The sequence below is a fragment of the Arthrobacter sp. T2-23 genome (assembly GCF_055398325.1).
This window is the reverse complement of sequence record NZ_AP027917.1, coordinates 1,314,342-1,337,250: the sequence shown is the minus strand read 5'-3', so window position 1 is coordinate 1,337,250 and position 22,909 is coordinate 1,314,342. Positions and strand designations below refer to the sequence as shown.

General features: G+C 68.5%; 20 protein-coding genes. 12 read left to right on the top strand and 8 right to left on the bottom strand.

Going from position 1 to position 22,909, the window contains the following annotated elements; translation table 11 throughout:
• Positions 1–5: 5 nt before the first annotated feature.
• The 4 genes from gcvT to ACZ5Z0_RS06080 all read left to right on the top strand — a co-directional run bounded on the left by gcvT (position 6) and on the right by ACZ5Z0_RS06080 (position 4,915).
• Positions 6–1,139 (top strand): glycine cleavage system aminomethyltransferase GcvT, encoded by a 1,134-nt coding sequence (gcvT, locus tag ACZ5Z0_RS06095; RefSeq protein WP_464110325.1) that lies wholly within the window; start codon positions 6–8, stop codon positions 1,137–1,139.
• A gap of 462 nt (positions 1,140–1,601) precedes the next feature.
• Positions 1,602–1,997 (top strand): glycine cleavage system protein GcvH, encoded by a 396-nt coding sequence (gene gcvH / locus ACZ5Z0_RS06090; protein WP_464110324.1) that lies wholly within the window; start codon positions 1,602–1,604, stop codon positions 1,995–1,997.
• Positions 1,994–3,322: a serine hydroxymethyltransferase gene (glyA, locus tag ACZ5Z0_RS06085; protein WP_464110323.1), complete on the top strand. Its 1,329-nt coding sequence runs from the start codon at positions 1,994–1,996 to the stop codon at positions 3,320–3,322. Before gcvH ends, glyA begins: the two co-directional genes overlap by 4 nt.
• Positions 3,323–3,502: 180 nt before the next feature.
• Positions 3,503–4,915, top strand: coding sequence for an L-serine ammonia-lyase (locus ACZ5Z0_RS06080; RefSeq protein ID WP_464110322.1), 1,413 nt, complete (start codon positions 3,503–3,505; stop codon positions 4,913–4,915).
• Positions 4,916–4,918: 3 nt separating this feature from the next.
• Here ACZ5Z0_RS06080 and ACZ5Z0_RS06075 read toward each other — a convergent pair whose 3' ends face one another.
• The gene (locus tag ACZ5Z0_RS06075) at positions 4,919–5,431 is read right to left on the bottom strand and encodes a TspO/MBR family protein (protein ID WP_464110321.1); all 513 of its coding nucleotides are present in this window, start codon (positions 5,429–5,431) and stop codon (positions 4,919–4,921) included.
• 134 nt (positions 5,432–5,565) lie between these two features.
• Here ACZ5Z0_RS06075 and ACZ5Z0_RS06070 point away from each other — a divergent pair, with 134 nt between their 5' ends.
• A complete protein-coding gene (locus ACZ5Z0_RS06070) occupies positions 5,566–6,639 on the top strand; it encodes a lipid II:glycine glycyltransferase FemX (RefSeq protein ID WP_464110320.1) in 1,074 nt (357 codons plus the stop codon).
• A 33-nt stretch (positions 6,640–6,672) separates the two neighbouring features.
• Complete coding sequence (locus ACZ5Z0_RS06065; protein WP_464110319.1) at positions 6,673–8,169, top strand: threonine/serine exporter family protein; 1,497 nt, start codon at positions 6,673–6,675, stop codon at positions 8,167–8,169.
• Positions 8,170–8,211: 42 nt separating this feature from the next.
• Here the strand turns inward: ACZ5Z0_RS06065 and ACZ5Z0_RS06060 are convergent, their stop codons facing one another.
• Positions 8,212–9,051, bottom strand: a complete 840-nt coding sequence (locus tag ACZ5Z0_RS06060) for a siderophore-interacting protein (protein WP_464110318.1) — start codon at positions 9,049–9,051, stop codon at positions 8,212–8,214.
• Between the two features lie 25 nt (positions 9,052–9,076).
• Positions 9,077–9,781 (bottom strand): uracil-DNA glycosylase, encoded by a 705-nt coding sequence (locus tag ACZ5Z0_RS06055; protein WP_464110737.1) that lies wholly within the window; start codon positions 9,779–9,781, stop codon positions 9,077–9,079.
• Positions 9,782–9,963: 182 nt separating this feature from the next.
• Here ACZ5Z0_RS06055 and ACZ5Z0_RS06050 point away from each other — a divergent pair, with 182 nt between their 5' ends.
• From ACZ5Z0_RS06050 to ACZ5Z0_RS06025, 6 genes are all read left to right on the top strand, one after another.
• The gene (locus ACZ5Z0_RS06050) at positions 9,964–10,281 is read left to right on the top strand and encodes a DUF3263 domain-containing protein (RefSeq protein WP_464110317.1); all 318 of its coding nucleotides are present in this window, start codon (positions 9,964–9,966) and stop codon (positions 10,279–10,281) included.
• Between the two features lie 92 nt (positions 10,282–10,373).
• Positions 10,374–11,000, top strand: a complete 627-nt coding sequence (locus ACZ5Z0_RS06045; protein ID WP_464110316.1) for a LytR C-terminal domain-containing protein — start codon at positions 10,374–10,376, stop codon at positions 10,998–11,000.
• Between the two features lie 165 nt (positions 11,001–11,165).
• Positions 11,166–11,369 (top strand): cold-shock protein, encoded by a 204-nt coding sequence (locus ACZ5Z0_RS06040; RefSeq protein ID WP_138770172.1) that lies wholly within the window; start codon positions 11,166–11,168, stop codon positions 11,367–11,369.
• A complete protein-coding gene (locus tag ACZ5Z0_RS06035) occupies positions 11,369–12,682 on the top strand; it encodes an ABC transporter substrate-binding protein (protein WP_464110315.1) in 1,314 nt (437 codons plus the stop codon). The genes ACZ5Z0_RS06040 and ACZ5Z0_RS06035 overlap by 1 nt, the downstream gene beginning before the upstream one ends.
• A 296-nt stretch (positions 12,683–12,978) precedes the next feature.
• Complete coding sequence (groL, locus tag ACZ5Z0_RS06030; protein ID WP_138770170.1) at positions 12,979–14,616, top strand: chaperonin GroEL; 1,638 nt, start codon at positions 12,979–12,981, stop codon at positions 14,614–14,616.
• A 204-nt stretch (positions 14,617–14,820) separates the two neighbouring features.
• Positions 14,821–15,879 (top strand): RNase H family protein, encoded by a 1,059-nt coding sequence (locus tag ACZ5Z0_RS06025; RefSeq protein ID WP_464110314.1) that lies wholly within the window; start codon positions 14,821–14,823, stop codon positions 15,877–15,879.
• 85 nt (positions 15,880–15,964) lie between these two features.
• Here the strand turns inward: ACZ5Z0_RS06025 and ACZ5Z0_RS06020 are convergent, their stop codons facing one another.
• The 5 genes from ACZ5Z0_RS06020 to ACZ5Z0_RS06000 all read right to left on the bottom strand — a co-directional run bounded on the left by ACZ5Z0_RS06020 (position 15,965) and on the right by ACZ5Z0_RS06000 (position 22,909).
• Positions 15,965–16,252: a WXG100 family type VII secretion target gene (locus tag ACZ5Z0_RS06020; protein WP_138770168.1), complete on the bottom strand. Its 288-nt coding sequence runs from the start codon at positions 16,250–16,252 to the stop codon at positions 15,965–15,967.
• Between the two features lie 169 nt (positions 16,253–16,421).
• Complete coding sequence (locus ACZ5Z0_RS06015; protein ID WP_464110313.1) at positions 16,422–17,990, bottom strand: sensor histidine kinase; 1,569 nt, start codon at positions 17,988–17,990, stop codon at positions 16,422–16,424.
• 2 nt (positions 17,991–17,992) lie between these two features.
• Entirely contained in the window at positions 17,993–18,703 is a 711-nt protein-coding gene (locus ACZ5Z0_RS06010) for a response regulator transcription factor (protein WP_138770167.1), read from the bottom strand.
• 67 nt (positions 18,704–18,770) lie between these two features.
• The gene (locus ACZ5Z0_RS06005) at positions 18,771–20,417 is read right to left on the bottom strand and encodes a DNA repair helicase XPB (protein ID WP_464110312.1); all 1,647 of its coding nucleotides are present in this window, start codon (positions 20,415–20,417) and stop codon (positions 18,771–18,773) included.
• Positions 20,414–22,909 carry a helicase-associated domain-containing protein gene (locus ACZ5Z0_RS06000; RefSeq protein ID WP_464110311.1) on the bottom strand — a complete coding sequence of 832 codons (2,496 nt, stop codon included), beginning with the start codon at positions 22,907–22,909 and terminating at the stop codon, positions 20,414–20,416. Before ACZ5Z0_RS06000 ends, ACZ5Z0_RS06005 begins: the two co-directional genes overlap by 4 nt.

Below are 22,909 nucleotides of genomic sequence, written 5' to 3'. Positions count from 1 at the left end.
CCCCGATGAGTGAGAAATACACTGCCCTGTACGAAGAGCACAAGAAACTCGGCGCCTCCTTCACGGACTTCGGCGGCTGGCAAATGCCGCTCAAGTACGAATCGGAACTGGCTGAACACCACGCCGTCCGCAACGCCGCGGGCCTTTTCGACCTCTCCCACATGGGCGAAGTCTGGGTCACCGGCCCCGACGCCGCAGCCTTCCTGGACTACGCCCTCGTGGGCAAGATCTCCGCCATGGCGGTCGGCAAGGCCAAGTACTCGCTGATCTGCAACGAGGACGGCGGCATCATCGACGACCTCATCACCTACCGGCGCGGCGACCAGAAGTTCCTGGTGGTCCCCAACGCCGGCAACGCAGCGGTCGTGGCCGCGGCCCTCGCCGAGCGGACTGCAGGCTTTGATGTCACGGTCGAAGATGCCTCCGCCTCCACCTCGCTGATCGCGGTCCAGGGCCCCAAAGCGGAAGCCATCCTGCTCCGCCTGGTCCCCGCGGCCCAGCACGAGCTCGTCACCGGCCTTAAGTACTACGCCGCCGTCGACGTCCCGTTTATGTTCGGCGGGGCCAGCCAGGACCTCCTGCTGGCCCGCACCGGGTACACCGGCGAGGACGGCTTCGAAATCTTCGTCTCCAACGACGACGCCGCCGCCCTCTGGCAGGCGCTCATCGCCATCGCCGAGGAGGGCGAACTGACCCCGGCCGGCCTCGCCTCCCGCGATTCGCTGCGGCTTGAGGCCGGCATGCCGCTCTACGGCAACGAACTCTCGCTCGAAGGCGACCCGTTCGCCGCCGGACTCGGCCCCGTCGTCGCGCTCTCCAAGGAAGGCGACTTCGTCGGCAAGGCAGCCCTGGCCGAACTCAAGGCGGCCGGCGCCGGATCCACCTCCGGCCGCAAGCTCGTCGGACTCAAAGGCCTCGGACGCCGGGCCGGCCGCGGCCACTACCAGGTCCTGAAGGACGGCACCACGGTCGGCGAAGTCACCTCCGGCCAGCCCAGCCCGACCCTGGGCTACCCCGTCGCGATGGCCTACGTCGACGTCGAGTTCACCGAACCCGGCACCGCACTGGACATCGACTTGCGCGGCAAGAGCGAGCCGTTCGAAGTTGTCGCACTGCCGTTCTACAAGCGCGAAAAATAGCCCGGCGGGGGCCTGTCCCGGAGCGGTGGCTGGCTCCGGGACCGGCCGGCGGTTCCCGGCTCCGGGACCGGCGGGCCCCGGTTTTCACGCGTGCTCGCTCGTCCCTCGCTTAGACGCACGCTTTCGAAAACCGCGGCCGGCCGGCCCCTCGAGGACAGCTCACCTTTCAGGACAAGCCGCCACACCTAGACCAACAGGAACCAGCGCCTTCGAAAGCCAAAGGTGCTGGGGCCCCTACCGCCTACCGCGGCTCGGCCCTAGAAAATTCGCACGGCCAGTGTTTCTTTCCGGAGGCAGCGGTTGGCCCCGAAAACTGAACTGAATAGCGGCGGGTGAGGGGATTCCGGAAGCGTGCGTCTAAGCGAGGAACGAGCGAGCACGCGGAGGAATCGCCTCATCCGCCACCCAACCCAGCCACACTTAAAGTGGCCCCACGACTTTTCAAACGTAAAGGAAAAACACATGGCAAAAGTTGCCCCTGAACTGCAGTACTCCGACGAGCACGAGTGGGTTGCCCGTGACTCCGGCAACGCCGGATCAAACATTGTGTCCATCGGCATCTCCGCGGTCGCCGCGGATGCCCTGGGCGACATCGTCTACGTTGACCTGCCCGAGGTCGGTTCCGCGGTGACCGCGGGGGAGACCTGCGGCGAGGTCGAGTCGACCAAGTCGGTCTCGGACCTGTACGCGCCGGTCACCGGCGAGGTCACCGAAATCAACGCCGCCGTCGTCGACGACCCCGCACTGATCAACAGCGATCCCTACGGCGCCGGCTGGCTCTTCAAGGTGGCCGCCGAGTCCGACGGCCCGCTGCTCACCGCACAGGACTACGCCTCCAAGAACGGCGGCGAACTGTGAGCGGGGCAGCGACGGGGACCGAAACGGTGTTCGAGCAGGTCGTTTCCCCGTCCCTGGACGCGGAGCTGTCCGTGTTGGATCCGGAGATCGCCGCCAGGATCGACGCCGAGCTGGGCCGCCAGCGCGACGGCCTGGAGATGATCGCCTCGGAAAACCACACCGCCAGGGCCGTGATGCAGGCGCAGGGTTCGGTGCTGACGAACAAGTATGCCGAGGGTTACCCGGGCAAGCGCTACTACGGCGGTTGCGAGCACGTGGACGTCATTGAACAGCTCGCGATCGACCGGGTCAAGGCCCTCTTCGGCGCCGAGTACGCCAACGTCCAGCCGCACTCCGGTGCGCAGGCCAACGCCTCCGTGATGCACGCCCTGATCCGTCCGGGCGACACCATCATGGGCCTGAACCTGGCACACGGCGGCCACCTCACGCACGGCATGAAAATCAACTTCTCCGGCCGGCTCTACAACGTGATCCCGTACCAGGTCCGGGAGGATGACCACCGGATCGACATGGCCGAGGTGGAGCGCCTCGCCCAGGAACACAAACCGCAGCTCATTGTTGCCGGCTGGTCCGCGTACGCGCGCCAGCTCGATTTCGCCGAGTTCCGTCGGATCGCCGATTCGGTGGGCGCCTACCTGATGGTGGACATGGCGCACTTCGCCGGGCTCGTCGCGGCCGGACTGCACCCCTCGCCGGTCCCGCACGCGCACGTCACCACCTCCACCACGCACAAGACCCTCGCCGGTCCGCGCGGCGGCATCATCCTGACGAACGACGCCGACATCGCCAAGAAGATCAACTCCGCGGTGTTCCCGGGCCAGCAGGGCGGCCCGCTCGAGCACGTCATCGCGGGCAAGGCCGTGGCCTTCAAGATCGCCGCGTCCCCGGAATTCAAGGAACGCCAGGAACGTGTCCTCGCCGGTGCCCGGATCCTCGCCGAGCGCCTGGTCCGGCCGGACGTCACCGCGAAGGGGATCAACGTGATCTCCGGCGGCACCGACGTGCACCTGGTCCTGGTGGACCTGCGCAACTGCGAGCTCAACGGGCAGGAAGCCGAGGACCGCCTCGCGGACATCGACATCACCGTCAACCGCAACGCCGTCCCGTTCGACCCGCGCCCGCCGATGGTCACCTCGGGCCTGCGGATCGGCACCCCGGCGCTGGCCACCCGCGGCTTCGGCGAGGCTGCCTTTGCCGAAGTCGCGGACATCATCGCCGAGGCTTTGACCGCCGACGCCGGTGCGGACCTCTCCGGTCTCCGCACCCGGGTCGAGGCCCTCGCCGCAGCCCACCCGCTCTACCCGTCGGTTGCTAACCTAGGTTGACCGCTTCCCGGGGCCGATCTCTTTCGGGTTTGGCTCCGGGCCCGGCGGACCGGACTTTTCACGCGTGCTCGCTCGTCCCTCGCTGAGACGCACGCTTTCGAATAGCCCGGCTCCGCCGGCCCCTCGAGGGCAGCATACCTGCCACTCCAGCCCCACACTTATCCAGTTAGGAACCCGGCCATGGCTGTTGGCGTCTTTGATCTTTTTTCCATCGGGTTGGGGCCTTCGAGTTCGCACACCGTAGGGCCCATGCGGGCCGCGGCGGTGTTCGCCGGGGAGCTCAAGGCCTCGGGGGTCCTGGAGCGTGTGGCGTCGCTGCGGGTGGACCTCTACGGGTCCCTGGCCGCGACCGGCCACGGGCACGGGACCATGACGGCCATCCTGCTTGGCCTCGAGGGCTACCACCCTGAACTGATCCTCCCCGAGGAAGTGGAGGAGCGGCTGGCCGCCATCGCCGAGAGCGGGAAACTGCAGCTGGCCGGCGCCGTCACCCTGCCCTACGGCGTCAAGGACATGGTGCTGCGGCCGCTCACCATCCTGCCCCGGCACACCAACGGCATGACGTTCACCGTTGCCGACGCCGACGGCGAAACCCTGCACAGTGCCACCTTCTTCTCCGTCGGCGGCGGCTTCATCGTCCGCGACGGCGAGGAAGACGCCGCGCTGAAGGAACTCGACGAATCCAAGAAGGAATTGCCGCTGCCGTTCCGCACCGCCGCGGAACTGCTCGAACACTGCCAGGCCCGGGGCCTCTCGATCGGCGAGGTCATGTTCGTCAACGAACGTGCCTCCCGCACCGAGGAGGAGATCCGCGAAGGCCTCCTGCACATCTACTCGGTGATGGCCGAGTGCGTGGCCACCTCCCTGAAGCGCGAGGGGCTGCTGCCCGGCGGGCTCAAGGTCCGCCGCCGCGCCCCCGACTGGCACGAACGCCTGCTCAAGGAAAACGCCGACCAGGACCCCGACTACCGCGACCCGAAGTACTGGCAGGAATGGGTCAACCTGATCGCCCTGGCCGTGAACGAGGAGAACGCCTCCGGCGGGCGTGTCGTCACCGCCCCCACCAACGGCGCGGCCGGGATCATCCCCGCGGTGCTCTACTACGCGCTGCACTTCGCCCCCGGGATGGACAAGGCCACCCAGGCCGACCGCGACGAGACGATCGTCAAGTTCCTGCTGACCGCCGGTGCGATCGGGGTGCTGTACAAGGAACAGGCTTCCATCTCCGGGGCAGAGGTCGGCTGCCAGGGCGAGGTGGGCTCGGCGTCGTCAATGGCTGCCGCCGGGCTGGCCGAAGTCATGGGCGGCACGCCGCAGCAGGTCGAGAACGCCGCGGAAATCGCGATGGAACACAACCTGGGCCTGACCTGTGACCCTATCGGCGGGCTGGTGCAGATCCCCTGCATCGAACGCAACGCGATCGCCGCGGCGAAGGCCATCAACGCGGCCAAGATGGCCCTGTGGGGCGACGGCACGCACCGCGTCTCGCTCGACGAGGTCATCGTGACCATGCGCGAAACCGGCAAGGACATGAGCTCCAAATACAAGGAGACCGCCATGGGCGGACTCGCCGTCAACGTGGTGGAGTGCTGAGGCTCAGTTGTTCAGCGCCGCCCACAGGTTCAGGGACGAGGCGAACACGATCCAGCTCAGGTAGGGGAGCATCAGCAGCCCCGCGGCAGGGCTGATCGGCCCGAATCTCACCACGGTGACGGCCACGGCGACCGCCAGCCCGACGATGATCACCAAGCCGATCCACAGCGCCGGTGTGCCGAACGCCGGGTATAGGGCGAAGAAGGCCGGCGTCCACAGGAGATTCAGCACCAGCTGGGCGCCGTAGACGGTGAGGGCCGCCCTTGTCCCGGGGGACCGGCTGCGCCACACCAGCCAGGCGGCTACGGCCATCGCGATGTAGAGCAGCGTCCAGACCGGCCCGAAAAGCCAGTTCGGCGGGGACCACGGCGCCTTGTCCGCGGCGGCGTACCAGCCGTCGACGTTGGCTGCGGAGGCCAGCCCGCCGAGTGCCGCAACCAGTCCGGAAGCGCCCAGCAGTGCGAGCAGGACCAGCACCTGCCCAACGGGGCCCCGGGGTTCCGGCTGCTCATGCATACCCCCAGAGTATTCCCGGCCCGGCGGGCGGCACAGGGCCGCGGGACCCGGACCGCCCCGGCCCCCGATAGACTTGGGACTGCATGCCAGCCATGCCGCCGATGCTCGTACCGCAATGATTGGATGCCGCCCCCTTGCGTGAATTCACTGCCCGTTTTGCCTCAGCCGAAGAGATCGCCAACTGGGATGCCCACGTCACGGCGAACCCCAATGGCGGCAATCTCCTGCAATCGGAGGCCTTTGCCGAGGTCAAGCAGCACTTTGGCTGGAAGCCCCTGCACCTCGTCTATGAGACCGCTGACTACACGAGCTACAACCTCATCCTGGAGAAGTCCTTCCCGCTGCTCGGCAAGCTCTGGTACCTGATCAAGGGCCCGGACGTGGCGTCCGTCGAGGACATCCCCGGGATCGCCGCGGCCAACGCCGAGTTTGTGAAACGCGCCCGGCTGGGAGTCTTCGCGATCAAAATCGAACCCGACATCGTCCTCTCCGAGGAGGCCCGGCGCGTCATAGAAGGTGCCGGCCTGGTGAAGACCCACAACCTGCAACCCAACGACTCAACAGCACTGCTGGACATCTCACCGGAGGAGAACCAGCTGCTGCGGAACCTGCACTCGCGCGGCCGCAACGCCGTCCGCCGTGCTCTCCGGGAGGGCGTGGAAGTCCACAACGTGGACCCCACCGAAGAGAACTTCCGGGCCATGTATGCGCTGATGACCAACACGGTGGAGGCCAAGTCCCAGGTCCGGGTGCGCGAATACGAGTACTACCGCCAGTTCTGGACCAACTTCATCAAGCGCGACCAGGGACGGTTGTTGTTCGTCTATGAGAACGGCGTGCCCTCGGTGGGCGCATTCGTCATCAACTACGGCCGCAAGGGCACGTACAAGGATGGCGGCTCGCTGCAGAAGCGGAACCAGTACGGCGACTCGCACCTGGTGCAGTGGACGGCCATCAACCAGTTCAAAGAACTCGGCTGCATCGAATACGATTTCTGCGGCACGCCCCCCAGCGACCAGCTCAAGGACACGTCCAACCCGTTCCACGGCCTCGGCTTGTTCAAGACCAGCTTCAGCAAAACCGTCACGGACTTCGTCGGCTGCTATGACCAGGTCCTGAGCCCGCTGAAGTACAAGGCCTGGATGGCCGCCGGGGAGCGCGTCGCCCGCCAGCTCTACACGCGGCGCACGGGCCAGCAGTTCTACTAAACCGGACGCCACGGACCAGTTGAGGACGCCGGAATGACCAAGGAAACCGACGGGCAGCGGAGGCCGCACACCGACGGACTGCCCAAGACCGAGCCGATGTCGCCCCTGCAGGTGCGCCAGAACGCCGCCGCCAAACGCATGCTCCGCAGGCTGGTCCAGGGCGAAAACCCGCCGACGGCCCCGCTGAGCATCGTCGACCGGCTGGCCGGCAGTCCGTACGCCAACCCGATGATCCAGGTCGGCGGCGTGGACGCGTCCGCCCGCAAAACCATCGACTTTGCCCTCAAGCTGGCCGAATCGATGTTCCGGTACGGTGCCGGGGCCCTTGAAGTGGAGACCAGCATCATCGCCATCACGGCCGCGCTGGGGTTGAAGAACATCGAGGTGGACATCACCAACCAGTCGGTGGCCATCAACTACGCGCCCAAGGACCAGACGCCCATCTCGCTGCTGCGCGTCGTGCGGTCCTGGACCAACAACTACGCCGGCCTCGCCGAGGTCCACCAGCTGGTCACGGAGATCGTGGCCGGGGGGGTGGGGCGCGAGGAAGCGGTGCGCCGGCTCGACGAGATCACGCACAGCCCGAAACCCTTCCCGCGCTGGATGGTCACCGTTGCCTTCGGCGTCTTCTCCGCAGTTTTCGTCGGCGTGCTGGGCGGAGGCCTCGCCGCCTCCGGGGTCGCCTTCCTGTCCAACCTGCTGATCAGCCTGCTGGCGCGGCAACTGGGCCGCTGGCGCACGCCGGACTTCTTCATCACGGCAGCGTGTTCCTTCGTGGTCACGCTGATCGCGTTGCTGCTGTGGCGGTTCGGCGGCAGCATCGGAATCCAGATCGCCCCCGCCATCGTGGTGGTCGGCGGGATTCTCCTGCTGCTCCCCACCGGCCGGCTCGTCTCCTCGGTGCAGGACGCGATCAACGGCTTCCCGGTCACGGCCGCCGGCCGGTTCCTGTCCACCATGCTCACCTTCGGAGCCCTCGTCGCGGGAATCGCGGTCGGCTTCGTCGTGGGGGCGATGAGCGGGATGAAAGCCATCGATGTCACCGAAACATTCCCGCCGGTCTATCCCTTGTGGGCGCTCGTGCCGCTGGTCGCCATCGCCGTGGTCGCGATCGGCGTGACCGAGCAGACCTCGCTGAAGCTATTGCTGCCGACGGCGGCCGTCGGCGTCGTCGGGCACCTCGTGTTGATCGGCGGGACGGCCGCGGGTATCGGCCCCCGGTTCGCTCCGGCCCTGGCAGCCGTCGTCATCGGTCTCCTGGCCCGGGTGGTGGCGCTACGGATGGGAGCCCCGCAGCTGGTCGTGGCGGTGCCTGCGGCGCTCATCCTGCTGCCCGGCCTGACTATATTCCGGTCCATGTATGTATTGACGATCGAGGAATCCGAGATCCTGATGGGCGCAGGCGGGATGCTCAACGCCGGGGCAATCGTGCTCGGCGTTGCCGCCGGCATTGTGCTCGGTGACACCCTGGCCCGGCCTCTGACCCGGAGCCTGGCCAGCAACGAACGGCGCCGGGCCCGCCGCCGCTAGCCTGCCCAAGTGGACCCGGGGCCGCCGGCCCGGGACGAGCGGCTAGATTTTGCCGATCGGCAGCTTCTTCTCGGCCTGGAAGTCGTCCTCCACCCGGCCCTGAGCCCAGTAGCCGGACAGTGAGACCTGGCCGCGCTCGAGGCCGCGCTGGGCATAGAACACCTCGCGCAGGCCCTTCATTGAGCCGCGCTCACCGTGCGCGAAGACCTGGACCCGCCCCTCCGGCCACACGGCGTCGCGCACGGCGGCCACCAGCAGCGGGGTGCTGCCGGCCGGGGCGCCGCGGCGGGGGAGCCAGTGCAGCTCGAGGCCCGCGGGGGCGTCGACGTCGAGGATGTCGGCGTCGCTGTCCACCTCCAGGAAGGCCAAGCCCCGGGCGCCCCGGGGCAGGGACTCAACCGCGGCGCTAATCGCCGGCAGGGCCGACTCGTCGCCCGCGAACAGGTGCCAGTCGGCAGCGGGGTCCGGGTTGTAGCCCCCGCCCGGTCCGGTGAAGACGAGAGCGTCCCCGGCCTGGGCGGCCGCGGCCCACGGGCCGGCCAGGCCTTCGTCGCCGTGGATCACGAAGTCGATCGCGAGCTCGGCCGCGGCTTCGTCAACCCAGCGGACGGTGTACGTCCGGGTGTGCGGCCACTGGTCGCGCGGAAAGGATTCCCGGATGGCCCAAAGGTCCAGCGGCCGCGGATAGTCGATCCCCGGCTGCGGGAAAACAATCTTGACGTACCGGTCCACGAAGCCGTTGTTGACGTAGCCGGCGAAACCGGGGCCACCGGCAACGATCCGGACCATGTGCGGCGAGAGCTGCTCGCGCCGCAGGACCGTGAGGCTGGTCTGGGGCCGGGAGTTCCGGTTGGCGGTCGTGGCGGCGGGGAGCGAAGTCATGCGGCTAAGCCTAGCCAACAACGGCTCAGGGCAGCGGCGGCAGCTCCCAGTCCACCGTGCCGTCTCCCTGGGCGGTGAGGAGGTCATTGACCCGGCTGAAGGGACGGGAGCCGAAGAACCCGCGGGAGGCCGACAGGGGGCTGGGGTGGGCGCTGGCAATCACGGCGGTGGACCCGAGCAGCGGCCGCACCCCTTCCGCATCCTTGCCCCAGAGGACCGCGACCAGCGGAGCCGGGGCGCCGTCGTCGGAGTGCCGGTCCGCCACGGCGGTGATGGCGGCGGCCGTTACGGCTTCCCAGCCCTTGCCGCGGTGCGATCCGGCCGCGCCGGCCCGGACGCTGAGGACCCTGTTGAGCAGCAGCACTCCCTGCTCCGCCCAGCGGCCCAGGTCCCCGTGGACCCGCGGCGGCAGCCCAAGGTCGGCGTCGAGCTCCTTATAAATGTTGGCCAGGCTGCGCGGGATCGGCCGGGTGGCGCCGTCCACGGCGAAGGACAGGCCGACGGGGTGGCCCGGGGTGGGGTACGGGTCCTGGCCGACAATCAGCACCCGGACGCCGGCGAGCGGCTGGCGGAAGGCGCGCAGCAGGCTCGACGGCGCCGGCAGGACCTCGTGGCCGGCGGCCACCTCGGCGGCGAGGAAGCGCAGGACCGCCCGGAGGTTCGTCTCGACCGGCGCGAGTGCGGCCGCCCAGTCCGGCGCCATGAGGTCGTCCAGCGGCTGCCGCGCCATAGCGGCGAAGCCCGCCGTCCCGGCAGCCGCCGGTTCGAGCTGGAACAGAGCATCGGGCTGCGACGAATTAGGCACGGTCCCATTCTCGCAGGACGCCCCGCGACCCGCCCGTTAAATGACAAGCCTGTTATTCGGCCGTAGCATGTGGGGGAGAACTATCGGAACGAGTCAGGGAGTGTGTCGTGGCCGAAGCAGCATCGGAGTACCTGCCGGCGGAGGGCGACCGGCTGTCGCCGGTCGCCGAAGACTCGCCGCTGAGCAGCCGGGACCAGCAGATGCTCGCCCTGGAGCGGCAGTGGTGGAAGTACGCCGGCGCCAAGGAACAGGCCATCCGGGAGCTTTTTGACCTGTCCGCCACGCACTACTACCAGATCCTCAATGCCTTGATCGATACCGAGGCGGCGCTGGCCCACGATCCCATGCTGGTCAAGAGATTGCGTAGACTACGTACGTCACGTCAACGTGCCCGCACCGCCCGCCGTCTCGGCTCAGACGCTTAAACCCGCGGGAAATCCAGCCGGAGGCGCGCAAATCCGCGCAGTTACCGTCGGCGGGCCATCAGCCAGAAATCAGCAAGGACGTCGTTTTTACCATGACCAAGTACGCTCGGGATGAATTTGATCGGGTCCCGGAGACCTCCACGCGCCAGGGTGTCCACCGGACGGCTTCCGCACCCCACTCCCCCCGGTTGGGTCCCATCCTCTCGTTTGGCGCCGCGGCCCTCGCGATCGGCCTCGTAGCCTTCCTCCTGCTGCCCAAGCTGGGCTTCGGCCCTGCCGGCGGATCGGCCATCACGGCGGACCAGGCCAGCAACAACGCCGCCACGTCGCCGGCCCCGACCACGGCCGCGGCCGGCCCCACCCCTTCGGCCAGCGCCGAGCCGAGCGGCAGCCTTGCCCCGGCGGGCTCGGCGCCGTCCGCATCGACGGTCCCGAGCGCAGCGGTGGACAAAACCCAGCCGGTGGCGATCTACAACGGAACTGCGACGGCGGGGCTGGCCGGCCGCGTCGGATCCACGGTCACCTCCGCAGGGTGGGTCCTTGGCCCGCTCGGCAACTGGGGCGGCGCCCGCCAGCAGACCTCGGTGGTCTTCTACAACGGCCCTGCGCAGAAGGCGAACGCCGAAGCGCTGGGCTCGCTCCTGGGAATCGGCACCCTCGTGGATTCGGCCGAACTCAAGATGCCCCTCGCTGTCGTTCTGGGTCCCGGCTTCAAGTAGCACCGGTCGCCGGCGTCGGTTACGCCTCAATAACTATCCGCGCGGTACCGGGCCCGGTCCGCACCCCGGTGGAAGGCTGTGGGTAGAGTATCTGCGGATTTGGTTTCGCATATTACGGCGCACAACGAGGTGGCCGATAGCCAGCTAGCTGAAAGTGTGGAGAAGATGGCATTGGGGACCGTCAAGTGGTTCAACGCCGAAAAGGGCTACGGCTTCATCACCGTCGACAGCTCCGGGGACGACGTCTTCGTGCACTGGTCCGCGATCAACGGCGAGGGCTACCGCGCCCTCACCGAGGGCCAGCGGGTGGAGCTGGAAATCGGCGAAGGCGACAAGGGCCCGCAGGCCGAAAGCGTCCGGCCCGCCTAGTGTCATTCTCCTCTGCCGTACCCGCCCCGAAGAGCCCTGACCGCCGGCCGGCCGCCAGGCGGCTCCGCCGCGCGGCGGCTGCAGGCCTGGCAGCAGCCGTGGCGCTCAGCGCGTGCGCAGGGCCCACCGGCAACGCCCGGGTGGACGCCGCCGACGCCAGCGGGGACGGCACCTTGCGGATCGGCCTGATCCTGGACAACACCGGCAAACAAAGCTTCCTCAACGCCCCCCAGCTGGCGGCGGCAAAGCTGGCCGTCAAGGAAATCAACGCGGCGGGCGGCCACAAGGGCAAGCCCGTGGAACTGCTGCCGGAATCGATCGGCACGGATACGGCAGCCCAGGCCAAGAACCTGGTGGCGGCCAAGGCCGACGTCGTGATCGGACCCACCGACTCCAGCCGGGCCGCCGACGCCATTGACGTGCTCTCCCGGGCCAAGGTCGCCCTCATTTCCCCGGCCAACGCAGCACCGGGCCTGAGCAAGTACAAGAGCGGCGGCTACTACTTCCGAACCGCCGCCGCGGACATCGCGCAGGCTTCCGTGCTCGTCAAGCTCGCCAAGGACGGCGGCGCCAAGACCATCGCCGTGCTGCACGAGGAGGGCAGCTACGGCAAGGAAGTCTCCGTGGCCGTCTCCGCGGCCGCGAAGGCCGCAGGCCTCGGCACCTCGGTCGACGCCGAGTTCACGGCCGGCCACGCGCAGCAGGCGGCGGCGGCTGCCAAGGCAGCCTCCCCGGACGCCGTCGTGCTGGTGGCCCGGGACGGCGCCCAAGGAGCCATCGCCGAGCTCAACAATGCGGGTCTGGCCGGAAACAAGCTCGTCCTTAGCGACGGCGCCGTCAACCAGTACGGCCACGGCCTCGGCTCCAGGGCCCTGGACGGCGCCCGCGGGGTGCTCCCCGGCACCTTTCCCTCCGCACACTTCCAGGCCGAACTCGTGGCCGTCGACCCCGGCCTGAAGGACATGGCCTTCGCCGCCGAGACGTACGACGCCGTCAATCTCGCCGCCATCGCCGCTGCCGCGGCGGAGGACGACGCCGGGACCTCGATCGCCTCGAGGCTCATCGCCGTCTCCGGCGGGACGGCCGGTGCCGGAGGAGCGGGGTCCGGCGAGGCCGAGGCCTGCGGGTCCTACCAGGACTGCGTGGCAGCCCTCCGCGCCGGCAAGCGCCCTGACTACAACGGGCAGTCCGGGCCTGTCAATTTCGACTCCAACGGCGACGTCACCGCCGCCGCCTTCATGGTCTACAGCTACGGTCCCGACAACAACGCCAAGATGACCGGAAGCGAAACCGCCCGCAGTGCCGGCTCCTGATCGCTCGTAGCGAAGAGCGCACCGTGGCGGCGGGGCCGGGGGCGGCCACTGCTTGCACTCTCCCCGGGGGAGTGCTAATTATTGACTTAGCACTCCCGCGTATTGACTGCTAACACGACGCCCGGCTCGGCCGGCTGTGACGTGGCGGCGGGATCACCGGGGGCGAGAGAAACACCTTGCTGGGGTGAGATCCCCGGCCCGGCGGCATACAGAGGCTGCCGGGCAGGAATCGTCCGTCGCGGGCACCACGGCCAAGGTTCATTCTTAACGACTGTCCCGAAAGGACTACTGCCGTTATGGCCAAGATCATTGCATTTGATGAAGAGGCACGCCGCGGTCTTGAGCGGGGCCTGAACATCCTCGCCGACGCCGTCAAGGTCACCCTCGGCCCGCGTGGACGCAACGTCGTCCTCGAAAAGAAGTGGGGCGCCCCCACGATCACCAACGATGGTGTTTCCATCGCCAAGGAGATCGAGCTGGACGATCCCTACGAGAAGATCGGCGCCGAGCTGGTCAAGGAAGTTGCCAAGAAGACGGACGACGTCGCCGGCGACGGTACCACCACCGCCACCGTGCTGGCCCAGGCCCTGGTCAAGGAAGGCCTGCGCAACGTCGCGGCCGGCGCTGATCCCCTGTCGCTCAAGCGCGGCATCGAGAAGGCCGTCGAGGCCGTCACCCGCGAACTCCTGGCCTCCGCCAAGGAAATCGAGACCAAGGAAGAGATCGCTGCCACCGCGTCCATCTCCGCCGGTGACAACGAAATTGGCGCCCTCATTGCCGAAGCCCTGGATAAGGTCGGCAAGGAAGGCGTCATCACGGTCGAGGAGTCCAACACCTTCGGCCTCGAGCTGGAACTCACCGAGGGCATGCGCTTCGACAAGGGCTACATCTCGGCCTACTTCGTCACCGACGCAGAGCGCCAGGAAACGGTCCTCGAGGATCCGTACATCCTGATCGTCAACTCCAAGATCTCCAACGTCAAGGAACTGGTTGCGGTCCTCGAAAAGGTCATGCAGTCCAACAAGCCGCTGCTGATCATTGCCGAGGACATCGAAGGCGAGGCCCTGGCCACCCTGATCGTCAACAAGATCCGCGGCACCTTCAAGTCCGTTGCCGTCAAGGCTCCGGGCTTCGGCGACCGCCGCAAGGCCCAGCTGGCCGACATCGCCATCCTCACCGGTGGCCAGGTCATCTCCGAGGAAGTCGGCCTCAAGCTTGAGACCGCCGGCCTCGAACTGCTCGGCAAGGCCCGCAAGGTTGTTGTCACCAAGGACGAGACCACCATCGTCGAAGGTGCCGGCGACGCCGACCAGATCGCCGGCCGCGTGTCCCAGATCCGTGCGGAGATCGAGAACTCCGATTCCGACTACGACCGCGAGAAGCTGCAGGAACGCCTGGCCAAGCTGGCCGGCGGCGTTGCAGTCATCAAGGCCGGTGCCGCAACCGAGGTTGAGCTCAAGGAGCGCAAGCACCGCATTGAGGACGCCGTCCGCAACGCCAAGGCTGCTGTGGAAGAAGGCATCGTCGCCGGCGGTGGCGTGGCCCTGATCCAGGCCGGCGCCAAGGCATTCGCCAACCTGCAGCTCGAAGGCGACGAGGCAACCGGTGCGAACATCGTCCGCGTTGCCATCGACGCTCCGCTGAAGCAGATCGCCTTCAACGCCGGCCTTGAGCCGGGCGTCGTGGTCGACAAGGTCCGTGGCCTGCCCGCAGGCCACGGCCTGAACGCAGCCACCGGCGAGTACGTCGACCTGCTGGCTGCCGGCATCAACGATCCGGTCAAGGTCACCCGCTCTGCCCTGCAGAACGCGGCGTCCATCGCCGGCCTGTTCCTCACGACCGAGGCCGTTGTGGCCGACAAGCCCGAAAAGGCCGGTGCCCAGATGGGCGGCGGCGACGACATGGGCGGCATGGGCGGCATGGGCGGTTTCTAACCCCAGCGCCAGCCACTGGCTGTTCGACGACGGCGGTCCCACCTTCGGGTGGGGCCGCCGTCGGCGTTAAGACACGCTCCCGCGGTTGTGGCGGCGGCGTGCGGAAAGCTCCCTCACCCGAAAAACATTGGTGAGGGAGCGTTGGGCGGTTTGTTGCCGGTGCTGCGGGAGCGTCGGAGGGCGGAGGTCTGGCAGGATAGTGCAGTGACGATTACTGCAGCGGCCGACGGTTCGGCTCTAGGAAATCCCGGTCCGGCCGGCTGGGCCTGGTACGTGAACGATGACTGCTGGCGTGCCGGCGGGTGGCCGCATGGGACCAACAACCAGGGCGAGTTGATGGCCGTCTTGGACCTCTTCCGGTCCACGGCTCACCTCCCCGGCGAGGACCTGCACATTCTCTGCGACAGCCAGTACGTCATCAATTCGGTGACCAAGTGGATGCCGGGCTGGAAGCGCAAGGGCTGGCGGAAGTCTGACGGCAAGCCTGTGCTTAACGTCGAACTGCTCAAGGAGATCGACCAGGCGCTCGTCGGGCGCAAATACACTTTCGAGTGGGTCCGCGGCCACGCGGGCCACAACCTCAACGAGGCAGCGGACGACCGCGCCCGGGCGGTGGCCACGGCCTACCAACAGGGCGTCGCACCGCGGCAGGGCCCGGGCTTCGTCCGCGCCGGAGAAGCCTCTGCCCCCGCCACGCAGCAGGATCCCGCAGCGCAGGTTGCCGGCGAGCCTGTTCCCGCAGGGGAGACCATGTCTGCCGCAAGCGTCCGCCGGACCCCGGCCGCCGCGCCGGCACCCCGGGCCGGAACCCGGGAGCTGTTCGATGAACCGACCCTGTTCGGCGAATCCGGCCCGTTCGCCGAACCGGACCTCTTTAGCGTGCTGGAAGAGGAATCCCGGGCAGCCGCGGCCGGCGCGGAACAGACCCCGGAGGCCACCGTCGAGGCGCTGGAGCGGGAACTGCTCCTGCCTGAGACGCGCTCCGACCTGGGACGAACGGGAGTGCTGCTGCATCCGGACTTCACCGAGATCGGCATCTCGGGGCGGCTCTGGACCCGCGACGAGATGATGATGGCTCTGGAGGACGATCCATGCGTTCCCGCCGAGCTGGAGCTGATTGCCGCCGAGCGACTCGGCGAAGGCACCGTGCTCCTGACCTATCGCAGCCACACCCGCACCGGAACGGCGCTGCGCAGCTCCCTGTGGGTCCTCGACGGTGCGCAGTGGCGGCTCCGCTTCCACCAGGGCACCCCCGAGGCCTAGACGCGGCGCAGGCCCGGGCAAGCGAACTCGGCTGAGGGGCGCACGGGAGCGTTGGGGTGCAGCAAACATTGGCGTGCAGGAACTGCTAGCCAAACCGCTGGGCGTTGTTCAGCTCGACCTGCGCGTAGTTGGCGGCTGCCGAATTGAGCGCAAGGTTGATCGAGGCCAAAGAGGCCTCGACTTTGCCCTGGGTCAGCGCCCATTCCGTGATCAAGGCCTGAAAATTGGTTGCGGCGGCGCCGCGCCAGCTCGCCTGAAGTTCGTCCAGCCCGCGCTTCATGGACTGCACGTCGGCACTGATCCTTTCGACCGTGGCCTGGACGTTGGCGGACTTGAGCTGGAGCAGTTCAGTGTCGACAGAAATGATGCTCACGGGGTGCCTTTCGAGTGTGCCGGCAGGCAGCCGGGCATCCCGACTTAATCGCAGGGGGAGCAGGATTCCCGGCTGCCTGGGGTGGAAGCGCCCGGATCTTCCGGACCCTTTGAGCCTAGGCAGCGACGGGAACCCGCCCCAGAGGGCAGTTCGGCTATGTGGACAACCGCTAGCCGCGCACGGAACGATCCGGCCCGGGTTCCGCCGCGGCACCGTCTGCCGGGCCGGCCGCGGCCCCCGCTGACTCCCCGGCCTCCGACGGCGTCTCCACGGGTGGCTCGGCTGCCTCGGCCGTCTCAGTGGCCTCTGCTTCATCCAGATACGGAAGGCTGACCACGAGGGTAGCGCCTCCGCCCTCGGTCGGCTGGACGCGGACCGTACCCGAATGTGAACCGACAATGGCCGCCACGATCGCCAGCCCGAGGCCGCTGCCGCCGGTCTCCCGCGTCCGCGAGGTGTCCGCCCGGTAGAAACGCTCAAAGATCCTCGCGGCCTCGTCCTCGGGCACGCCGGGCCCGTGGTCGCGGACCTCGATCACCGAGCGGCGTGCGCCGTCGGGGTCCATCCGCACCCCCACGGCGAGCTCGATCGGGGTGCCTTCGGGCGTGTAGCGCAGGGCGTTGCCCACCAGGTTGCCAATGACCTGGCGCAGTTTCGCTTCGTCGCCCAGCACCGGGGCAGGGGCACCGGAGCCGCCGTCGAGCCCCCGGAGCGAGATCACCCGGCTGCGGTCGCTGGCCTGGGTGTCCACCACGGCGTCGTGGGCCAGCAGCAGGAGGTCGGCAGGCTTCTGCTGCAGCGGGCGCTGTTCGTCAATCCGGGCCAGCAGCAGCAGGTCCTCCACCATGGCGCCCATCCGCTTGGCTTCACTCTCGATCCGGCCCATGGCGGTGGCAACGTCCTCGGGCGTGGCCAGGGCGCCGTGCCGGTAGAGCTCCGAGAAGCCGCGGATGGTGACCAGCGGGGTGCGGAGTTCGTGGGAGGCGTCGGCGGCGAAACGGCGCATCCTCGCCTCGGAAGCCATCCTGGCGGCGAACGCCGATTCGATGTGCGCCAGCATGGCGTTGAGGGACCGGCTCAGCCGGCCGACCTCGGTGTCAGGGTTCTCGACCTCCACACGCCGGGAAAGGTCGCCCGCGGCGATCGCCGCGGCCGTCTTTTCCACCCGCGCGAGCGGACGGAAGGACCGGGTGACGGTCCAGGTGGCGATGAAAAAGGCCAGGACCAGGGTCAGCAGCCCGACGCCGACCACCACGAGGGCGGCGTGTTCCATCACCGAATCCACCGGGTACAGCGGCAGGCCGATCACCACGACGGCGGCACGCTGGTTCCCATCCAGCACGTTGACCGCCACGACCCGCCAGTTTCGGCCGTCGGTGCCGCGGACCTGGAAGGGAGCCTCGCCGCGGCTGCGGGCGTCCTCCGGGCTGATGCTGCCGATGGAAGGGCGCGAGCCCTTGCTGCCGCCAAAGACGTAGGCGGGCTGGCCCGGGCTGAAGAGCATCAGCGAGTAGTCGGTGGGGACGTTCGGGTTCTGGTCCTGCAGTTGGCTGAAGGACTGCTGCTGGCGGGCGGTCTCGACGGCGGCCTTGAGCTTGTCATCGACCTGTCCCTGCAGGTAGCTGTGCAGCAGGGCAAGCGTGCCGGCGCCGGTGGCGGTGAGTGCCACCAGCATCAGGGCCATCATGATCGCGACCAGCTGCGACCGCAGCGAGGCCGCCCTCCAACGGTGCAGCAAGGTCAGCGCTTCTCAGCCGTCCGCAGCACGTAGCCGACGCCCCGTTTGGTCTGGATCAGGGCCGGCGCCTCGGGGTCGATGTCCACCTTGCGCCGGAGGTAGGAGATGTAGGACTCCACAATCGAGGCGTCCCCGTTGAAGTCGTACTCCCAGACGTGGTCCAGGATCTGCGCCTTGGAGAGCACCCGGTTCGGGTTGAGCATGAGGTAGCGCAGCAGCTTGAACTCGGTGGGGGACAACTCGATCACGGTGCCGCCGCGGCGGACCTCGTGGGCGTCGTCGTCCAGTTCAAGGTCGTCGACGCGGATGACGGCGTCGTCGTCCTGGAGCGGCTGCGTGCGGCGCAGCACCGCGCGGATGCGCGCCACCACCTCGTCGAGGCTGAAGGGCTTCGTGACGTAATCATCGCCGCCGACGGTGAGGCCGGTGACCTTGTCCTCGGTGTCGTCCTTCGCGGTCAGGAACAGCACCGGGAAGTGCTTGCCCGAAGCGCGCAGCCGGCGGGTGACGGTGAACCCGTCCATGTCCGGCAGCATCACATCCAGCACGGCGAGGTCGGGGGCATGGAGCTCCGCGGCGGCGAGGGCGTCGCGCCCAGTGCCGGCGGAGACGACTTCGAAGCCGGCGAAGCGCAGGGAGGTGGAGAGCAGCTCTCGGATGTTGGGTTCATCGTCAACAACGAGCAGCTTGGCTTCGGGACCGTTCTTTTTCATGGTTCCCATGATGCTCCCAGACTCTGTGAGTTTTCTGGGAGGCAGATGTGTGTTGAATGGAGGCCGGCTAGCTGCCGGCGCCAACATCCTTGGCGTCCATGATCCTGTAGGCATAGCCCTGTTCGGCCAGGAAGCGCTGGCGCTTTGCGGCGAAGTCCTGGTCCAGGGTGTCCCGTGCCACGAGCGAATAGAAGCGTGCGGCCCGACCGTCCTGCTTGGGCCGCAGCAGCCGCCCCAGCCGCTGGGCCTCTTCCTGGCGGGAGCCGAAGGACCCAGAGACCTGGATCGCCACCGAGGCCTCCGGCAGGTCGATGGAGAAGTTCGCGACCTTGGACACCACGAGGGTCTGCACTTCGCCCGCGCGGAAGGCGTCGAAGAGCCGCTGGCGTTCCTTGACCGAGGTGTCGCCCTTGATCACCGGGGCCTGCAGCCGCTCGCCGATCTCGTCCAGCTGGTCGATGTACTGCCCGATCACGAGCAGCTGCTCGCCGTTGTGCTCGGCCACCAGCCGCTCCACGATCCCGGTCTTGGTCTCCGAGGTGGCGCAGAGCCGGTACTTGTCCGCGTCCTCGGCCATGGCATACGCCACGCGTTCGTCGCGGGGAAGATCCACCCGGACCTCCACACAGTCCGCCGGCGCGATGTAGCCCTGCGCCTCGATGTCCTTCCACGGGGCGTCGTAGCGCTTGGGCCCGATCAGGCTGAAAACCTCGCCCTCGCGGCCGTCCTCGCGGACCAGCGTGGCGGTCAGGCCCAGGCGGCGGCGTGCCTGCAGGTCCGCGGTCATCCGGAAGATCGGCGCCGGCAGCAGATGGACCTCGTCGTAGATAATCAGGCCCCAGTCGTTGCCGTCCACGAGTTCCAGATGCGGGTACAGTCCGCCGCGCTTGGTGGTGAGCACCTGGTAGGTGGCGATCGTGACGGGCCGGACTTCCTTGACCGAGCCGGAGTATTCGCCGATCTCCTCTTCGGTGAGGGAGGTCCGTTTGAGCAGCTCGTCCTTCCACTGCCGCGCGGACACCGTGTTGGTCACCAGGATCAGCGTTGTGGTGGAACTCGTGGCCATCGCGGCAGCGCCCACCAGCGTCTTGCCGGCGCCGCAGGGAAGCACGACGACGCCGCTGCCGCCGGCCCAGAAGTTCTCCGTGGCCAGCTGCTGGTAGGGGCGGAGTTTCCAGCCGGATTCATTGAGCATGATGGGGTGCGGCGTGCCGTCGACATAGCCGGCGAAGTCCTCCGCGGGCCAGCCGATTTTGAGCAGCAACTGCTTGAGCTGACCCCGCTGCGACGAGTGCACCACCACCGTCTCGGCATCGATCCGCGGCCCCAGCAGGGGAGCGATCTTCTTCGCCCGGCTGACCTCCTCGAGCACCGGGTAGTCGGAGGTGCGCATGACGAGGCCGTGCTGCGGGTCCTTCTCCAGCCGCAGCCGGCCGTACCGGGACATGGTTTCCTCGATGTCGATCAGCAGCGAGTGCGGCACCGGGAAGCGGGAGTACTTGAGTAGGGTGTCGAGCACCTGTTCGGCGTCGAGCCCGGCCGCCCGGGCATTCCAGAGCCCCAGCGGCGTCAAGCGGTAGCTGTGGACATGTTCCGGGGCGCGCTCCAGCTCGGCGAAGGCGGCGATCGCGTGGCGCGCCTCGGTAGCCTGTTCGTGGTCCACTTCCAGCAGGATGGTCTTGTCACTCTGGACGATCAGCGGTCCGTCATTCACTGGAGCAGTTCCTCTGTGGCTTCAACATCAATAATCCGGTGGATGGACAGGACGCGTTCGGTGTCCTTGGCCGGGTCGAACACCCGCACCCGGCCGCCGTTCACTGCTACCGGAACAACGGTTTCGCGGCTGGCATTCCCCAGGCTGTCCACTACGTTCATCACCACCGGCTGCTTGAGCCGGATCGCTTTCTGCAGGGTCTCCAGGCCCAGCTGTGTAGCGGCCTCGGCGCCGGGCGCCGCCGTGCCGCGGCCCTCCGGCGCTCCGCCGGCGGGCAGGGTGCGGCCGTCGCGCAGCACGGCCAGCTGGGCGTCGACGTCGGCGTCCGCAGGGGCGGTGCGGGGGGCCGTGTAGACCGGCCGGGTGCTCCCGGGCGCCGCCGTGCTGCGGCGCAGCCGGACGACGGGGGAACCGGTGTCCTCCAGCGCGGGGGAGAGGCCCAGGCCGCGCAGCACCTGGGCTGCCTCCCGGGGCGCGGCCGGCGAGACCAGCACTGTCGGGGCGATCCGGACCAGGGCCAGGCCGGCGGCAGCCGGGGTATTGAGCAGTTCCAGCAGGGACGTCTCGTCCTCGCTCTGGATGAAGCTCGCTGCCGGCCCCACCCGGAGCCGGGCGTGGCGCGCGGCCGTGTCCTCGATCAGGTACTCCAGCGGCTGCGGCACCGCGGTCGCGGAGTGCTCGCGCAGGAACTCCAGCAGCCCCCGGGCGTCCTGCCCGGCATCCAGGGCACGGCGGACCGAGGCCACGGAGAAGCGGTAGATGGTGGCCGGGCCCTGGCCCTCCGCGTCCGCCATGGTCAGGAGTTTCTCACTCAGCTCCGGGTCAAGGTACCCGGGGGCGACGGCGGTCAGGTCCGCCTGGAGTAGCACGTGGTTCAGCGCCGCCGGCAGGTGCTCGCCCAGGATGGCCAGGGCCTCATCGGGCTGTTCGACGGCGATCGCCGCCCCGATCTGGCTCAGGGCGCCGGACCCGATCAAGCCCAGCATTTCGGCTTCCGCAAGGACCCCGCGGATCAGCGAACTGAAGCGGCGCGCCATCCGCGGCTGCGACCAGTCGGCGCGTTCCAGCACGGCGGCGGCGTCGAGCACCGGGGCCTCGCCGTCGGCCGCCGCGGCCTCCACAGTGAGTTCGTTCAGGATCTCCAGGATCCGTTTCCGGACCACCGGGGCATCGGGCCGCTGCGCTTCCGCGGAGAGGGCATTGATGGTGCTTGCGGCCGTGCCGCGGTGCGCCTGGGCGGTGGCGACGCCACTCACCGGCTGGCCCACCAGGGACGGGACGCGTTCGCTGGCAAGCCAGGCGTTGACGAGCCACAGCCACTGTTCCTGCCGGGGCAGCGCCGGCCATTCCAGCTGCGGCGCGGGGATCCAGGCAGAGCTGTCCACGTCCAGGCGGAGCAGCCCGGAGAGGGCGCAGAGCTCCGCCAGCACACCGGCTTCATTCAGGCCGATCCGCAGGGCGTCGGCGAGGCGCTTCATTTCCCGGACGCCCACGCCGCCGCTGCGCAGGGTAACGAGCGGCTGTTCCCGCACGGCGTGGAGCAGTTCGCCGACCAGCCTCAGCGTCTCGGCGATGGCGCCGAGCGCGGCGTTGCGGCGTAGCGCCGCGCTGGTCTGTCCCAGCCGTGGCACCGGCGGGCTGAGCGCGAAGTGTTCGATCACGAAGCCGCCCCGCAACGAAATGCCCACGCTGTGCGGAAGCTCCACGTGCGCGGCGTCCAGCGGCACCAACAGCCCGCGGGCCAACAGCCAGTCGACCGGCCCGACGTCGGAGCCCTCGTTCAGCACGGATGCGCGGCGCTGCGCCTGGGGAACCGCGCCCATAGCCCAGTTTCCGAACCGGGCGAGCAGCGCCGCCGTGCGGTCGGGAGCGTCGGCGAGCAGCGTTTGCAGGGCTTCCGGCGAGGCGGTCCAGTGCTGCAACGACAGCGCGGCCTCCATCGGCGTCGTGGCCGGGGCGATGGCAGCACCGGTGCGGTGCAGTTCGCCGACAAGTTGGACCACGCGCTGGGCGAAGGCAGGTTGCAGCCGCACCAGTTCTGTATAGCTCCGTCCCAGCCCGGCAGGATAGATACCGATGACGTCCTTGAGGCTCCCGACCGGAAGGTAAAAGCGCTGCCGGCCCGCGGCCGGGGTCGAACCATGCGGGGGCTCGGCCCGATGCACGAGGGCGAGTTCCTGGAGTGAGTGCAGCAGTCGCTCGAGCGCGGTCACGGTGGAGCCGTTGATCAGCCGTTTGAGCGTCGCGGCGGACGCGCTGTGGCCAGTGTCCGTGTTCGTGCAGAGGTGCAGGGTTTCCAGCACCTGCATTTCGGGACGGTTCAGTCGTTCCAGCGCCCGCTGGACGCTGACCCGGCCGCTGGCCCGCGCGGCCAAGGCGGGGAAGTCCGGCACCGCCGGGGAGATCAGGTCCGGCCGCGCGGAGAACAGGGCCCGCAACGAGTCGTCGCTGCGGGCCTGCAGTTCCTTGCTGAGCGCGCGGATCAGGGACAT

What these genes read in the sequence shown, in the direction of transcription:
- gcvT (WP_464110325.1), top strand. Translation starts at nt 6, where the DNA reads ATGAGTGAGAAATACACTGCCCTGTACGAAGAGCACAAGAAACTCGGC.
- gcvH (WP_464110324.1), top strand. Translation starts at nt 1,602, where the DNA reads ATGGCAAAAGTTGCCCCTGAACTGCAGTACTCCGACGAGCACGAGTGG.
- ACZ5Z0_RS06080 (WP_464110322.1), top strand. Translation starts at nt 3,503, where the DNA reads ATGGCTGTTGGCGTCTTTGATCTTTTTTCCATCGGGTTGGGGCCTTCG.
- ACZ5Z0_RS06075 (WP_464110321.1), bottom strand. Translation starts at nt 5,431, where the DNA reads ATGCATGAGCAGCCGGAACCCCGGGGCCCCGTTGGGCAGGTGCTGGTC.
- ACZ5Z0_RS06065 (WP_464110319.1), top strand. Translation starts at nt 6,673, where the DNA reads ATGACCAAGGAAACCGACGGGCAGCGGAGGCCGCACACCGACGGACTG.
- ACZ5Z0_RS06060 (WP_464110318.1), bottom strand. Translation starts at nt 9,051, where the DNA reads ATGACTTCGCTCCCCGCCGCCACGACCGCCAACCGGAACTCCCGGCCC.
- ACZ5Z0_RS06055 (WP_464110737.1), bottom strand. Translation starts at nt 9,781, where the DNA reads ATGGCGCGGCAGCCGCTGGACGACCTCATGGCGCCGGACTGGGCGGCC.
- ACZ5Z0_RS06045 (WP_464110316.1), top strand. Translation starts at nt 10,374, where the DNA reads ATGACCAAGTACGCTCGGGATGAATTTGATCGGGTCCCGGAGACCTCC.
- ACZ5Z0_RS06040 (WP_138770172.1), top strand. Translation starts at nt 11,166, where the DNA reads ATGGCATTGGGGACCGTCAAGTGGTTCAACGCCGAAAAGGGCTACGGC.
- groL (WP_138770170.1), top strand. Translation starts at nt 12,979, where the DNA reads ATGGCCAAGATCATTGCATTTGATGAAGAGGCACGCCGCGGTCTTGAG.
- ACZ5Z0_RS06010 (WP_138770167.1), bottom strand. Translation starts at nt 18,703, where the DNA reads ATGAAAAAGAACGGTCCCGAAGCCAAGCTGCTCGTTGTTGACGATGAA.
- ACZ5Z0_RS06000 (WP_464110311.1), bottom strand. Translation starts at nt 22,909, where the DNA reads ATGTCCCTGATCCGCGCGCTCAGCAAGGAACTGCAGGCCCGCAGCGAC.